The 15,341-nt window shown below is 52.1% G+C and carries 13 protein-coding genes; 6 read left to right on the top strand and 7 right to left on the bottom strand.

Translation table 11 applies throughout. The features are described from left to right. The first annotated feature begins 20 nt into the window (after window positions 1-20). Complete coding sequence (locus ACM615_RS14505) at window positions 21-1,427, top strand: efflux transporter outer membrane subunit (protein ID WP_181955603.1); 1,407 nt, start codon at window positions 21-23, stop codon at window positions 1,425-1,427. A 400-nt stretch (window positions 1,428-1,827) separates the two neighbouring features. Here ACM615_RS14505 and ACM615_RS14500 read toward each other — a convergent pair whose 3' ends face one another. The 4 genes from ACM615_RS14500 to ACM615_RS14485 all read right to left on the bottom strand — a co-directional run bounded on the left by ACM615_RS14500 (window position 1,828) and on the right by ACM615_RS14485 (window position 6,169). Beyond that, window positions 1,828-2,307, bottom strand: a complete 480-nt coding sequence (locus ACM615_RS14500; RefSeq protein ID WP_112290339.1) for a DUF2778 domain-containing protein — start codon at window positions 2,305-2,307, stop codon at window positions 1,828-1,830. Further along, window positions 2,304-2,786, bottom strand: a complete 483-nt coding sequence (locus ACM615_RS14495; RefSeq protein WP_112290340.1) for an Hcp family type VI secretion system effector — start codon at window positions 2,784-2,786, stop codon at window positions 2,304-2,306. Before ACM615_RS14495 ends, ACM615_RS14500 begins: the two co-directional genes overlap by 4 nt. A gap of 297 nt (window positions 2,787-3,083) precedes the next feature. Next, window positions 3,084-4,262 (bottom strand): c-type cytochrome, encoded by a 1,179-nt coding sequence (locus tag ACM615_RS14490; protein WP_129638899.1) that lies wholly within the window; start codon window positions 4,260-4,262, stop codon window positions 3,084-3,086. Further along, on the bottom strand, window positions 4,259-6,169 hold the full coding sequence (locus ACM615_RS14485) for an NAD(P)-binding protein (RefSeq protein WP_431012078.1): 1,911 nt from the start codon (window positions 6,167-6,169) through the stop codon (window positions 4,259-4,261). Before ACM615_RS14485 ends, ACM615_RS14490 begins: the two co-directional genes overlap by 4 nt. A gap of 260 nt (window positions 6,170-6,429) precedes the next feature. Here ACM615_RS14485 and ACM615_RS14480 point away from each other — a divergent pair, with 260 nt between their 5' ends. The 5 genes from ACM615_RS14480 (at window position 6,430) to ACM615_RS14460 (ending at window position 9,061) form a co-directional block, all read left to right on the top strand. Then, window positions 6,430-6,921 carry an Hcp family type VI secretion system effector gene (locus ACM615_RS14480; RefSeq protein WP_129638901.1) on the top strand — a complete coding sequence of 164 codons (492 nt, stop codon included), beginning with the start codon at window positions 6,430-6,432 and terminating at the stop codon, window positions 6,919-6,921. Window positions 6,922-6,930: 9 nt separating this feature from the next. Continuing rightward, window positions 6,931-7,287, top strand: coding sequence for a tlde1 domain-containing protein (locus tag ACM615_RS14475; protein WP_129638902.1), 357 nt, complete (start codon window positions 6,931-6,933; stop codon window positions 7,285-7,287). After that, complete coding sequence (locus ACM615_RS14470) at window positions 7,284-7,784, top strand: hypothetical protein (protein ID WP_431012077.1); 501 nt, start codon at window positions 7,284-7,286, stop codon at window positions 7,782-7,784. Before ACM615_RS14475 ends, ACM615_RS14470 begins: the two co-directional genes overlap by 4 nt. 582 nt (window positions 7,785-8,366) lie before the next feature. Then, window positions 8,367-8,636 (top strand): helix-turn-helix domain-containing protein, encoded by a 270-nt coding sequence (locus ACM615_RS14465; RefSeq protein WP_132967305.1) that lies wholly within the window; start codon window positions 8,367-8,369, stop codon window positions 8,634-8,636. Window positions 8,637-8,803: 167 nt separating this feature from the next. Further along, window positions 8,804-9,061 carry a type II toxin-antitoxin system RelB/DinJ family antitoxin gene (locus ACM615_RS14460; protein WP_112290346.1) on the top strand — a complete coding sequence of 86 codons (258 nt, stop codon included), beginning with the start codon at window positions 8,804-8,806 and terminating at the stop codon, window positions 9,059-9,061. Window positions 9,062-9,147: 86 nt separating this feature from the next. Here the strand turns inward: ACM615_RS14460 and ACM615_RS14455 are convergent, their stop codons facing one another. From ACM615_RS14455 to ACM615_RS14445, 3 genes are read right to left on the bottom strand one after another with little or no spacing between them, the layout of a single operon-like run. After that, the gene (locus ACM615_RS14455; protein WP_431012076.1) at window positions 9,148-10,551 is read right to left on the bottom strand and encodes an efflux transporter outer membrane subunit; all 1,404 of its coding nucleotides are present in this window, start codon (window positions 10,549-10,551) and stop codon (window positions 9,148-9,150) included. After that, window positions 10,544-13,693: an efflux RND transporter permease subunit gene (locus ACM615_RS14450; protein WP_113877573.1), complete on the bottom strand. Its 3,150-nt coding sequence runs from the start codon at window positions 13,691-13,693 to the stop codon at window positions 10,544-10,546. The genes ACM615_RS14455 and ACM615_RS14450 overlap by 8 nt, the downstream gene beginning before the upstream one ends. A 9-nt stretch (window positions 13,694-13,702) precedes the next feature. After that, a complete protein-coding gene (locus tag ACM615_RS14445) occupies window positions 13,703-14,836 on the bottom strand; it encodes an efflux RND transporter periplasmic adaptor subunit (RefSeq protein WP_113877574.1) in 1,134 nt (377 codons plus the stop codon). Between the last annotated feature and the right edge of the window lie 505 nt (window positions 14,837-15,341).

The raw sequence follows: 15,341 nt of genomic DNA, 5'->3' as shown, positions 1-15,341 counted from the left end.
ATCACCCTGAAGCGAATCTGATGACTCTGCAAAAAACACGTTCTATGGTGTTCCGGCTTGCTCCGCTGGCGCTGGCACTTCTGGTCAGCGCCTGTGCCGTCGGCCCTGATTACAAACGGCCTGACGTTGCCATGCCCACGGCATTTAAAGAAGCCAAAGGCTGGACGGCGGCGATCCCGAAAGATAATCAGGCCAAAGGCGACTGGTGGGCGGTGTATCAGGATCCTGAGCTGTCATCATTGCTGACACAGGTGCAGATTTCCAACCAGAACGTGGCGCAGTATGCCGCGCAATACCGTCAGGCACAGGCACTGGTGACACAGGCACGTTCCGATTTGTATCCGTCCGTGGATGCCACGGTCGGCAGCACGCGCAGTGGCACATCCACCTCAACCACTAACAGCCAGTCCGCACAACTGAGTGCCAGCTGGGAACTGGATTTGTGGGGCAAACTGCGCCGTACGGCAGAAGAGCAGGACGCCAGTGCGCAGGCCAGCAAGGCCGATCTGGCTGATGCAACGCTCAGCGCACAGTCCGAACTGGCGCAGGATTATTTCCAGCTGCGGGTGATGGATCAGCAAATCGCGCTGTATAAACAAAGTATCGATTCTTATCAGCGTTACCTGACGGTGATCCAGAATCAGTATGAAGGTGGCAACACCTCACGCGCCACACTGGCACAGGCGCAGACGCAGCTTGAAAGCACCAAAGCCTCGGCACTGGATCTGCAATGGCAGCGCGCTCAGCTTGAGCATGCTATCGCGGTGCTGATCGGCAAACCACCGGCGCAGTTCAGCCTTGCGGCACGCGACGTCAAACTCAACCTGCCTGCGATGCCGGACGCCATTCCATCCCAGTTGTTGCAGCGTCGTCCTGATATCGCTGCCGCCGAACGCACCATGGCGTCTTCCAATGCCGCCGTCGGTGTGGCGACTGCCGCGTATTATCCCGATCTGACCCTGAGCGCCAGCGGCGGGTTCGCCAGCTCGGCATTCCATAACCTGTTCTCGCTGCCAAACCGCGTCTGGTCTTTAGGCCCGGAACTCAGCCAGACAGTACTGGATTTCGGTTCTACCCGCGGCAAAGTGGCACAGGCCGAAGCCGCGTATGACGCCGATGTTGCCAGTTATCGCCAGAGCGTGTTAACCGCGATGCAGGAAGTGGAAGATTATCTGGTTGAACTGCACACGCTTGACAGCGAGCTGGTCGCCCGTCAGAACGCCGCCGATTCCGCAAAAGAATCCGCCCGCGTGACTTACAACCAGTATCAGGCCGGGATGATCGACTATCTCGACGTCGCGACTACCGAAAACACCAGCCTGACCCAACAGCAAAGTGTCCTGTCACTGCTCAGCACCCAGATGGTCACCAGCGTCAAGCTGATCGCTGCCCTGGGCGGCGGATGGAACGGGGATGTGGGTAAATAGAAGAGTTTGAATTATCTCTGCACTAAGGACACGTAAAACGGTCTTTGGTGTAGAGAACATCATTTATTTCAGTGCGAATGCTGCCATTCATCGTAAGTGGCCTCAATCACTTTAGACATAGCAATAAAATTGACGGGGAGCAATGTCACCGGGCTGCCTGTTTGCGATATGCGAAAAACTTTGCGATTACAAAAATTAAAAAAATATCTACAAGGGCTGAGCCTCCAAACAAAATGCTCATATAAATATTATCCCAGATGTTTTCCTGAATAAACTCTGTATGCGCTGAAATTTTCGAATAGAACCATTGTTCAGAACATAAGGCGAAAAGTGTCGTAAACGTCATTGTAAACAAGAAAACACTTCCGAGCCAAATAAGCACACATTTCAAAGGGGACATTTAATATACCTGTACAGTTCCGAAAGCATTTAACGTTGAGCTGATTTTTATTTGTGGTGTATTTAATAATGCCTCACGCAGAATTGTAAAATGATCCTTTGAAGGCAACGTTATGCACCCGTGGCTTACCCCTTTGTAACCCGCCGGGTGTAGTCTGAAATTACCTCTTTTAACCTGATCGATAAAAGTTAAATCATCTATGCTGTTATCGTTTCTATAAAGTGCAAACCACACTGACCTGTCGGACCCACTCACGACTGATCCAAAAAAATCAGAAACATGAGTGCCTATCCCACCAGTCCCTCGGGTCACTATATAATATTGTCCGGGTGGCAAAGGGCCGATATCTTTCACATCTGCTGAGTCAGGGTTGTTGCGATGTGGACCTACCTCACCAGAATAGGCGGGAAAGAAACCGTAGCCAGGGCAACTGAGAGTGGATAAGCCTGAACCGTTCAAACGAAATGTGCATCTGATCATCTGTCATTCCACGCATCGGAAAAAATGATATTCCCATCACTATATTTCCAGGTGATCCGCTCGTATCTCAGAGATATAGATTCGAGGTGGTTGTGCTTTTCTGTTGCTGGATTTTTGCAGTCATGCATCAAAGGGCAGATCGCAACAACTTTCACATTTTCCAGCAGCATATTGAAATACTCAACTTCCTGACCAGCATCATTGATGCGATACCACCGGATTTCAGCAGATTTTAACGTTTGTCCTTTTGCTACAGCTTGGTATAAATATGGACTGGAGGAATCAAACTCTTTTTCAAACGTCATTGCTGAGTGCACTCGGGTACCTGTTATTTTTCCCGTATTATTATCAGTAGGCAAAAATAAACCATGCCCGAAACCCAAAATCTCAATGCTACTTTCACGCCCATTCACATCAACGGATCCTTTGATATGCGCACCGCCATCATCTTTAAGCCATAAATAAGCAGGAATCGCCATCTTTAAATCTCCCTATTGAAAGTAATAAATAAACTACTCCACAGGAGGATAACTGCAAGCGTATTTTTTGCATTGTATTAAGGTTTTTTATAATGATAATAATTAAGTATAAATTATTATTTTAGATTGATACTGGTAATTATTGGTTGAAGTTATTTAAATGAATATAAGGAAGTTCAACTGGAGTTTTTATTAAAGTTGATTGTGCATCAAATATCTGTAAAACCCCCTCCCAACTCCCCCTTCGCAGGGGGAGGAGCTAATCGAGCCAGGTTTTACCTGCGGTGAAAAAAGCCCTTATTTCCCTGCTTTCCTCGCTTTCGCCACATCTCCTGGCGTGACGGCTGCTGCCTGATTTCCCCAGCTGGCGCGCAGGGTATTGGTGAGGTCTGCGGCCTGTTGATCAGTCAGCGTCCAGCCGTAGCCCGGCATGGTATTGGACATGTGTTCTGCCGTCACCGGCGTCTGAGCGCCGTAGAGGATCACGCGCAGCAACGTCTGCGGGTTCTCTGCATTGACGGTCAGATTGCCCGCCAGCGCCGGAATGGCAAACGCTTTTCCGTCGCCTTTCACACCGTGACAGGTCGAACAGTAACGCATAAACGTCTGCTGTCCGGCCTCAGTCGCGACGGCCTTTTTGGACGATGCTGGTTGCGCCTCCGCTTTCAGACTGAGCAGATACAACGCCATGCTGTTGAGATCGTCATCGGTCATAAACTGCGTGCTGTTAGTGATCACTTCTCCCATCGGGCCGCTGACGGCGTCATGAGTATTGCGACCGGATTTCAGCAGCGCCACCAGTTCCGGCTGACTGATTTTCAGCCCGCGCAGGGAAGGTGCTGACCAGCCGTCCAGCTCGCCGCCGCTGAGAAACGCCATGTCCTTTTCATCGAGTGCTTTCTCCTGTTGCGCCCAGCCACGCGGGGTGTGACAGGCTCCGCAGTGTCCGGCACCCTGCACCAGATAAGCGCCACGATTCCATTGCGCACTCTGATCCGCCTGAGGCCTGTACTCGCCGTCTTCAAGGAAAATGCTGTTCCAAACCCGCAGCGGCCAGCGCACCGACATCGGCCAGCTGATGTCATTTTCACGGTTGGCGACGGGCTGCGGTTTGACCTCTTTCATCAGATAGTCATACAACGCGCGCATGTCCTTCCCGCTCATTTTTACGTAAGAGGTGTAGGGCATCGCCGGATAGAGCGCATGGCCGTCTTTAGCAATCCCTTCGCGCATCGCCTTGTCGAACTCTTCGAAACTGTAGCTGCCAATTCCGTGCTGAATATCCGGTGTGATATTGGTGGAATAGATCTCGCCGACCGGCGTGGCAAAGCGCACACCACCGGATAAATCTGCACCCTGAGGCGATGTATGACAGGCGGCGCAGTCGGCGGATTTCGCCACATACTCACCTTCGGACATCGCCATGGCAGAGCCTGCCGTTGCCATCAGCGTGGCAAAAATCATCAGCTTCTTCATGCGCTCACCTTTTTCATTGCCGTCAGTTCATTCACTGCCCGCCAGGCCTGATCAACTGCTGAGTTGGCGTACGGGCTCCAGTCAGAATCTGAATTGGCGATTGTGATCCGCCCGACAGGCGTGCGCGCCAGATGAATGGTTTTCTGCGCGTCGTCTTCGTCGTCGAACATCCCGCTGAGGAAGTAGGAATAGCCGTGCGACCAGCGGTTAACGGTGATCGCAATGATGTCGCGCTGATGGTCAAAACCGGCTTCGCCGAACATGCCCTGCAACTGATCGCGGATCATTTTTTCATGGGCATCAAACGAGGTGCCGAGCAGTAACGCACGGCCTTTACGTGACTGCTCGCGCGGGCTGAGGCCGCTGCCCGGCAGCGTCGGCACATACACCATATGCAGGCCAATCGGCTGGTTCGGGTCACGCGGGTGCTGATAACCGCCCATATCCACCGGATAATCCAGTTTCACGCGGCTGTAAGGCGCTGCCGGAGAGTAAATTTCATGGACGCCAAGTTTGATAAACGGCTGCCAGTTACGGATCACCACTTTCGAATAGACCAGCGGCGCTTTGACGTTTTCTTTCAGCGCAGCTTTCTGCGCTTCAGGAATTTCCGGCACCAGATACGGGATCATCATATTGTATCCGGCCATCACCGCCTGACCGGCGCGGACGCGGTGCAGCGTGCTGCCGGTCATATAGGTCACTTCTACCGCCGGTTTGCCTTCGTGTTCTACGTTGGCGACATGCATCCCGGTGCTGTTGAGGCGAAGCCGCACCGGCTGCCCGGCCTTATCAAGCTGGCTGTAATCGAATTTCGCCAGCACGATATCTTCCATCGTGTTACCCGGCGCGACCTGCGGGATCAGATGGCGCACCATCAGCCGGGCTAAACCGGCGTTGCCATCGGGGAAGTGGAAAATATACGGCTCGTCGAGATCGGCCAGCGATTCGGCGTCCAGCGGCGGCAAGCCCATACCTTCCAGACCCGGAAGGGCGCAAATACGGGCGTCGCTGCATGAGGTGGCATCGATTCCAACCGCCTGAAAATCATTGGTACGCTGCTGGAAATAGCGGATAGCAATCTCGCTCAGTCCGACTTTTTCACGCAGGAACTGGGTATAACTGTGCCCGTCGACCCATGCGACTTTTTCTTCCTGACTCATGCCGTGCAGATAATCTTTCGATTCAGTGTGCAGGGCGATCAGCGCCTGACGGTCAGATTCCGGCAGCGGGAAGTCACTGATGAAGTCTTTGATATCGCGGCCATTGAGGCGATCCGGTGGAATATCATCAGCCACCGCACGTCCCGGATCGCCGCTGACAATTTTATCGACGCCGAAGTTTTTACGGTCGAAATACACCCCGCGGCTGAGATGCAGATCAGGGTAAAACGTCTGATCGAAGTCTTTCGCCATCTTCTCGATATCGACGTTGAGGGTTTTCAGCAATCCCATCGCGACCGGACTGAAATTGGTGCGTGGCGACTGAAAGGACTCGCTGCCGCCGTAGCCCAGCAGCATTTTATCCTCGATGTGAAATTCATTACGTTTGGCATGTCCGCCGAAATCATCATGGTTATCGATCAACAAAATACGCTGGTCTTTACCGTGCTGTTCCTGCCAGAAACACGCCGCTGCAAGCCCGCTGATCCCGGCTCCGACCACCACCAGATCAAACTCATCTTCCACCGGCAAACCGGAAGATTCGACCTTTTTGCCTTCGCGCCCGAGGATATGCGCCGCTTCATAAGAACCCTGATGATTTCCGCGCAAACCGGTAAGGGAAGGCGGATAATACAACGACTGCGTGGCTGTTTGCGGCGAAGCCCGCAGCGCCTCAAACGGAGTCATTCCGGCAGTGACCGTAATAGCCACGCCGTTTAGAAAATCACGACGAGTGATGCCCATATTGTTTCCTTAAAATTTACATCATCAACCCGCGCGGAAGCCGCACGGCAAAAGCGTTTTGCTCAAAAAATGTCTAAGTATTTTAACAAATTTAACATAAAGAAACACTTAGCGAGCGTGACGGCGGGCGCAAATGAGGAAACAAGGGGAGTTCACCAGTAACAAACTTCTGAAAATTCCATTTTTAAAGGTTCTCCAATGGTTTGTGAAAACCTACGGGCATAACGTATTGCCTCACTTTTAAAAAGGAATTTATCAGAATGGCAATCCCGGCATATTTGTGGCTTAAAGACGATGGTGGCGCGGACATCAGAGGATCGGTTGATGTACATGGTCGCGAAGGAAGTATCGAGATTATTGGATTAGCTCATGCCCTGGAAATCCCAACTGACTCCAATACAGGTAAAATTACAGGCACAAGAATTCATCATCCTTTCGTATTTGATAAAGAAATAGATTCATCGAGTCCCTATCTTTATAAAGCTGTTACTACGGGTCAAACGTTTAAATCAGCTGAGATAAAATTGTATCGAATTAACAATGCTGGGCAGGAAGTCGAATATTTTAATACGAAGCTGGAAAATGTGAAACTGGTGTCATTATCGGCAATTATGTATGACGTGAAAAATCGTAATTTTGAAAAGCAAGGACACATTGAATGTGTGGAACTGCGTTACGAAAAAATAATCTGGACTTACACTGACGGCAACATTATTCATTCAGACTCATGGAACGAACGTGCAACTGCATAAGGAAGATTTATGACCTGGACATATAAACAAAGCACCGGTGAATTATTTCATGATGGAGTATTCATTGAAAAGGGATATTCAGGCGTCCTGACAAATAAAAATAACCCAGATCGTCAACATGTCAAAGGAATGGGACCACTTCCACAGGGGTCATATCGCGTTGGTATTGCCACAAGTTCCAAGGGACCACTTACGATTGAACTGCATCAAACCTCCGGTGAATCATATGGCAGAAGCTTATTTCGCATACACGGCGAGAGAAGAGAAGGCCCGGCCGGATTTGCGTCGACGGGTTGTATCATTATGAGCAATCCTACCCGCCGTTTAATAAGAGGAACATCAGAAACATTAGAGGTGGTGAGATGAAAATTCTTCCCTTACTTTTTCTCGTTCCAATAATGGCTTTTGCCTCTGCTACACCTAAGGATATAAGAACAAGTGTCCAGAAATATGGAAGCAACAGTTTTGCATCTAAAATAACAGCTGAAGACTGGGCTGAGACGATAAATAAAATCTCCACGGGTGACGATGAATGGCTAATGTTAGTCCCGGATTTAGCGCCTGTAGTGAATCTACAACAATCCAATCAACTTTCAGGTGCTCTCTATTACGCACTCGATGCGAATGCTAAAGAAGCGTTAAAAGTGATGTCAATTCTCGATAAGCACCATTATAAATACCAGCAAGGAACGGATATAGCCTGCGTCCCGCCATTTGACAAAATAACGAATAGCGATATGGAGACATATAATCGCATCCGTCTTTCTTTATTAGATGCAGGACCACAAGCCGCCACTTGCCTGTGGATAATGGAGGGTTGGGTCGAAGAGATCAAAGCAAACGAGGCTCGAAAATCCTCATAGACCCTGCCGAAAATTATCGCTCATAGCTCGGAATTATCCGGGCTAATTTTGAATGCGTTATTTTGCGAGAAGTCTCTACAGAATTTCTTCATTGGTTTGGCTTTTGAGCCCAGTTTTCAGTACACGGGCGAGCCCTCGGGAAAGATCTTAAGCAGATTACGCACCAAAAAAACGGTCCGCCCTCGACGGCTTAGTGCTTCCAGTCTTCTGATGGCTTCAAGTTTCTTCATTTTATCTCTACACAAAAGCGATAGAAAAGTGTCTTTACTGTAGAGATGGAGTGTAGGTGTTTAGGGGACGGGGAAAATAGAGAAATGTAAATGATAAAAAGGCTGCACAGCAGCCTGAATAAAAGTATTCAATCTAGAGTTGTTGAGAGCTCTATCAAATCGAAAATTTTCATCAAAATAACTTTTTTATCGACGTTAGCTCAGTTAACTCATCAATATTACATTTCATCTTATCTATCAATGACCTGATCACTATTCCTCCGGTTTTATCCCGTTTTGGGATAATTTTTCTCCCGGTTTACTCTTCCTGTGTAGACGTTTTATTTACTCATAACTCAGGAAAGGATCCTCCATGAACAACACACAGAATCATACCGACTGGCATCAGGCAGACATCATTGCGGCATTGCGTAAACGAGGCACAACGCTGGCTGCGGTATCGCGTAGTGCGGGATTGAGTTCTTCGACGCTATCGAATGCGCTGTCACGATCATGGCCGAAAGGGGAGAAGGTGATTGCGCAGGCGCTGAATGTGCATCCGAGCGTGATCTGGCCGAGCCGTTATTTTGATGCGCGGGGAGAGTTGGTGGTGAAAGTCATTCGGAATTCAGCTAAATCCTGAGTGACAATGAGCTTTTTTGGAAGCTTTGCCGCAGCGATGAAAGTACAAAGTTGCTGATAAAACAGTATTCGATATTCTGCACACTGCTCTGTAAGTGAATACATTTTGTTCAGTGACTACATGAGGGCTACAATGTAGCTACACGACAAAATTGATCCGGAGGTTTTATGACTGACACTGTTGTCAGAGCTCGAGTAACTTCAGCGTCAAAGGCTGCTGCAATGGCAAACGCAAAGGCAATGGGGTTGGATCTATCCACAATCATTCGAATGGTTGTAAATAGGTTGGCTGTGAATGCTGAGCTACCCGTCGAATTGTTGCAGCCTAATGCCAAAACACTTCAGGCCATTCGTGATATGGAAAATGGAATTGGTGTTGAAAGAGTCGCAACGATTGAGGAGTTGAAGCACGATCTGGGATGGTGATATGTGCTAAGGATTGTTTATCAGACAAGATTTAAAAAGGATGCGAAAAACGCCGACTTCCGTCGGCGTTTCCATTCACTCAAAAATCACTCCTTCCAGCCACCACCCAGTGCTTTATACATACTGATGTCCTGATTCAGTTGGGCAAGTTGTGTGGTGATCAGTGTTTGCTGAGCAGAATACAGCGAGCGCTGCGCGACCAGTACGCTCAGGTAGTTATCGACACCGCCTTTGAAGCGCATCTGCGAGAGATCATAGTTGCGCTGGTTAGCGTCGGCATCCTGCTGGCGCGCCAGCAATTCGTCTTTGTAAGTCGCCTGTCCGGCTAAGCCGTCGGACACTTCTTTGAACGCCGTCTGAATCGCTTTCTCATAGTTGGCGATATCAATTTTCTTGGTGTCTTTCGCGATGTCGAGATTGGCCTGATTCACGCCGCCGTCGAAGATTGGGATATTAATCGATGGCATAAATGACCACGCACCGGTGCCGCCGTCGAACAATTTACTCAGGCTGCCGCTTTCTGAACCTGCGGTGCCGGTCAGCGTGATGCTCGGGAAGAACGCTGCTCGCGCTGCGCCGATATTGGCGTTAGCCGCTTTCAGCGTATGTTCCGCGGCAATAATGTCCGGGCGACGGGTCAGCAGATCAGACGGTAAACCGGCCGGCGTCTGCGGGAATTTCCAGTCCTGTTGCAGGGTGGCGTTCGCCAGCAAATTCTGCGGAATGGTGGTGCCGACCAGCAGCGTCAGCGCGTTCACATCCTGACGAACCTGACGCGTGTACTGCGCGATATCGGCCTGTGCTGCGCGAACCGTGGTTTCGGCCTGTACCAGATCCTGTGAGGTGCTGACGCCGGAATCGTAACTGCGTTTGGTCAGCTCGTAGGATTTGTTCTGGCTGTCAGCGGTACTGATTGCCAGTTTCAGCAGATCGTTATCCGCCGCCAGACTCAGATAACCGGAAGCGACTTCAGACACCAGCGAAATTTGCGTCGCACGTTGCGTCGCTTCGGTGGCGAGGAAGGTTTCCAGCCCCTGATCGCGCAGGCTGCGCACGCGACCAAACAGGTCAACTTCATAAGATGTCACACCGAGATTGGCGCTGTATTGCTGATACGTCACCGGTCCGGTATTTTGCGTCGAATACAATCCTCCCGGCAGATGCTGGTTGGTTTCGCCGGCGCTGGCGTCAAGTGTCGGCAGCAGCGCGGCGCGGTCAATCTGGAAGGCCGCGCGCGCGGTATCGACGTTTAACGCCGCGACCCGAAGGTCGCGGTTGTTAGCGAGAGACATGCCAATCAGCTGATTCATCGCCGGTTGATTGAAGAAGGCTTTCCAGCCGATATCCTGCGCAGCGCCGGTTTTCGCACCATCCCAGTTGCTGGCAACCGGCAGCGCAGGGCGCTGATAATCCGGCTCCATCGTACAGCCCGCCAGCAGGGTGAGTGAAAACGCGCCGATAAGCGACAGCGCGAAATGCGGTTTATTCATGGTGTGTTGCCTCAGACGCCGGAAGCGCCTTCTCTTGTTTTTTCGATTTGCGGGTGAACAAATTCACAATCGTCACGTAGAACATCGGGACGAAGAAGATCGCCAGGAAGGTCGCCGTAATCATCCCGCCGACCACGGCGGTACCGATGGAATGCTGGCTGCCCGCGCCCGCGCCGCTGGAAATGGTCAGGGGGAATACACCGAGAATAAAGGCCATCGAGGTCATGATAATTGGCCGGATACGCAGCTTGGCCGCTTCAATCGCCGCTTCCGTGACCGACATGCCTTCGTTCTCATGCAGCTCTTTGGCGAACTCGACAATCAATATGGCGTTCTTCGCCGCCAGCCCGACGGTGGTTAACAGACCGACCTGGAAGAAGACGTCATTCGATAAGCCGCGCAGCAATACGGCACCGATCGTCCCGAGGATCCCCAGCGGTACCACCAGCATGACCGAGAACGGGATCGACCAGCTCTCGTACAGTGCAGCCAGACACAGGAACACCACGATCATCGACAGGGTATAAAGTGCCGGGGTTTGTGAGCCGGAAAGCTTTTCTTCGTAGCTCAGACCGTGCCATGCCACTTTATAGCCCGATGGCAGTTTGGCCGCGATTTCCATTACCGCGTCGTTGGCGTCGCCCGAGCTGTAACCCGGTGCCGGTGCGCCCATCAGTTCGACCGAAGACACGCCATTGAAACGCTCGTAACGCGGTGAGCCGTACACCCATTTGCCGCTGCCGAACGCGCTCCACGGCACCATATCGCCGCTCGAGTTACGGAAATACCAGTTGTTCAGATCTTCCGGCGTGACGCGGGAAGCCGCCTTGCCCTGGATGTAAACGCGCTTCACGCGGTTGTTGTACATGAACTGGTTCACGTACGCCGAACCCCAGGCCGCTGACAAGGTATTGTTGATGTCGTCGAGGCTCAGACCCAGCGCCTGCGCGCGTTCATCATCAATTTCCAGCTGATATTGCGGCTCATCTTCCATCCCGTTCGGACGCACGGCGGTCAGACGTTTGTCCTGCGAGGCCAGTTGCAGGAACTGGTTACGCGCCGCCATCAGGGCGTTATGCCCTTTGCCGTTGGTGTCCTGCAGGAAGAAGTCGAAGCCGGTGGCGTTACCCAGTTCCATAACAGCTGGCGGAACGAAAGCAAACACGCGGGCGTCTTTGATGGTGGCGAAGTGCGCCATCGCACGACCGGCCAGCGCCTGAACTTTCTGCGCGGCGTCCGGACGTTTCGCCCAGGTTTTCAGCTGCACGAAGGCAATCCCGACGTTCTGACCACGTCCGGCGAAGCTGAAGCCGTTGGCGGTGAACACCGAAGAAACGATGCCGCCTTCCTGTTTCATCAGATATTCACGCACGTCATCCAGCACCTGCTGGGTACGTTCCGCCGAGGCGTTGGCAGGCAGCGTGGCCTGAATCAGCATGACGCCCTGATCTTCATCCGGCAGGAAGGTGGTCGGCACGCGGGTGAACATAAAGCCGGTGGCAATCACGATCAGCAGATAGATGCACATAAACAGACGACGACGGGAAATCACCGTGCCGACGGCGCTGGTGTAGCGCATCGCGCCTTTGTCGAAGGTACGGTTAAACCAGCCCGCAAAGCCTTTCTGCGATTTTTCCTCGTCATTGTGTTTGATGATGGTGGCACACAGCGCCGGAGTGAAAATCAACGCCATCAGCACGGAAAGCGCCATCGCGGACACGATAGTGATCGAGAACTGACGGTAGATGATCCCGGTCGAGCCGCCGAAGAAGGCCATCGGCACTAATACGGCGGAGAGCACCAGTGCGATACCAAACAGCGCGCCCTGGATCTGTTTCATCGATTTGATGGTGGCTTCTTTCGGCGACAACTTATCTTCCGTCATCACACGTTCGACGTTTTCCACCACCACGATGGCATCATCCACCAGCAGGCCTATCGCCAGCACCATCCCGAACATGGTCAGGGTGTTAATGGAATACCCCGCAGCCGCCAGAATACCGAAGGTACCGAGCAGCACCACCGGCACTACCAGCGTGGTGACCAGCGTTGCGCGCAGGTTTTGCAGGAACAGCAACATCACGCAGAACACCAGCACGATGGCTTCGATCAGCGTTTTCACCACTTCTTCAATCGATGCACTGACCACTGGCGCAGTCTGGTACGGGAACTCGACTTTCACGCCAGCCGGCAGGGAATCTTCCAGCCCGGCGACGGTGGCTTTCACCGCTTTGTCGGTATCCAGCACGTTTGCGCCGCTCGCCAGACGCAGGGCGATAGCGGTAGACGGGCTGCCGTTAAAGGTCGAGGAGATGGAATAACTTTCCGGCCCCAGGTCAACATTTCCGACATCACTCAGGCGCACCTGCGAGCCGTCGGCATTCACTTTCAGCAGCACGTTTTTGAACTGATTAATGCTGTCGAAACGGGTTTTACCGATAATGGTGGCGCTGAGTTTGCTGTCTTTGACCGTCGGCAGTCCGCCAAGAGAACCGGAGGACACCTGCACGTTTTGCGCTTCAATAGCGGCGCTGACATCACTTGGGATCAGCTGATATTTATACAGTTTTGCCGGGTCGAGCCAGATACGCATCGCGTATTCCGAACCGAGCACCAGGAAGTCGCCGACACCTTTGGTACGCACGATCGGGTCTTCCAGTTTGGTCACCAGCAGGTTACTCAGATCCGAGTTACTCATTTTGCCATCGGTCGAAATCAGGCTGACCAGCAGCATGAAGTTGGCCTGATATTTGGCAATACGGATCCCCTGATTGACCACTTCGGTCGGTAACTGCGATTCGGCCAGCGAGACTTTGTTCTGAACCTGAACCTGCGCGATATCCGGGTTAGTGCCCTGATCGAAGGTGGCAATAATGGTGGCGCTGCCGTCGCTGTTACTTTGCGATTCGATATAGCGCAGGTTATCCAGCCCGTTCAGTTGCTGTTCAATAACCTGAACCACGGTGTTCTGCGCGGTTTCCGCCGAGGCACCCGGATAGGTGACGCTGACGGAAATCGCCGGAGGCGCGATATTCGGGTACTGGTTGATCGGCAGTTTCATGATCGACAGCGCACCGGCGATCATGATGACGATAGCGACAACCCAGGCGAATATGGGGCGATTAATAAAGAAAGTAGACATTCAGCTCACCTATTGCGCGGAAGGATCGGTCATCGCGAGATTAGCCTGTTCGGCAGGGGCACTGGCTTTGCGCTCGGTGGCATTCACTTTGGCGCCCGGCCTGACGTTCTGTAATCCGTCAGTGATCACTTTGTCGCCGTCATTCAGACCCTGATTCACCAGCCAGTTACCGTTCATCATCTGACCGGTGGTGACGGAACGCTGCTCAACCGTGTTATCGGCTTTCACCACGTACACATATGGCGCACCTTTCACGTCATGCATGATGGCTTCCTGTGGCACCAGAATACCTTTGTCATCAATGCCTTGTTGCAGCTGGGCATGGACAAACATGCCCGGCAGCAGTTCGTCGTGTGGGTTCGGGAACGAGGCGCGCAGGGTGACGGAACCGGTGCTTTGCGACACGGTGACTTCAGAGAATTCCAGCTTGCCCGGCAGCGCATATTTGCTGCCATCTTCCAGCGTCAGCGTGGCCTGCGCGGCGTTATCACCGGCACTTTGCAATTTGCCGGAAGCCAGCGCACGGCGCAGTCTCAGTAAATCCTGCGAGGATTCATTGACGTCGACATAGATAGGATTGAGCTGATCGATAGTGGTCAGATACGCGGTCTGGCCGCTGGTCACCAGCGCCCCTTCGGTATACAGCGAGCGGCCGATGTGGCCGGAAATCGGCGCGTACACTTTGGTGTATTGCAGATTTACGCGGGCGGTTTCGACATCTGCTGCGGCTTCGCGCTCGGCGGCGACTGCATCGTCATATTGCTGGCGGCTGACGGCTTGCGCATCGACCAGCGGTTTGTAGCGGCGGGCGGTGGCATCGGCGCTTTTCCAGGTTGCCATCGCGCGATCAAATGCGGCCTGATAGGTCGAAGGATCAATCTGATAAAGCTGCTGACCGGCTTTGACTTCACTGCCTTCAACGAACAGACGTTTTTGGATCACGCCGTTCACCTGCGGGCGGACTTCCGCGCTGCGAACCGCCGTGGTACGACCGGGCAGGCTGGTGGTCAGGGCGACGGGCTGACTGTGTAAAGTGACGACATTAACCGCAGGCACCTGTGCCGCCGGGGATGCAGAACCGGCGGAACCATCACATGCGGAAAGCAGTACGACTGTACTGACAGAAAGAAACTTCAGGCGCATAGAATTCACTCTTATTGGGGAATTGAGAATAACCATTCTCAACAAGTCCTCCACTATACGAGAGCGCCAGAGTTCGCTGTGTAAGGATATTGTCATTACCCATGAGTCGATGTTTCTAAGTATGAAGAAAATGTTGCTGTATAATCCATTGAAATTATAAGGTTTTAAACTTTTTGTGCAGTGGTAAATGACAGGAAAGTCGTTACTTAGCAAACTAATTGATAGTTCTTAAGAATGATAACCAGTTAAATATTCTAAAAGTGAATGAATTGTTGGTGGTTAGGAAAGTGTGATGCAGATCAAACAAATTTATACATTTTAACCCGCTGCTTACCAGAAAAGGCTGAAGGATCGCGGCAACTGCCGTTACCTTAAGGGCCGAGAGCGAGCAGTTCTCACATTTGCTTGTTGCCAGCCGTTCTGAACGACGGCCAGTCGCAACCCCCGCGCCCACAGTCCGATGTGGGCTTTTTTTTGCCTGCTGCACCAATCCGTTTTTCCGCGG

The organism is Rahnella sp. PAMC25617 (assembly GCF_050606005.1).
Taxonomy (GTDB): domain Bacteria; phylum Pseudomonadota; class Gammaproteobacteria; order Enterobacterales; family Enterobacteriaceae; genus Rahnella; species Rahnella variigena.
The sequence above is the reverse complement of the archived record's forward strand: the minus strand, read 5'-3'. Positions and strand labels throughout refer to the sequence as shown.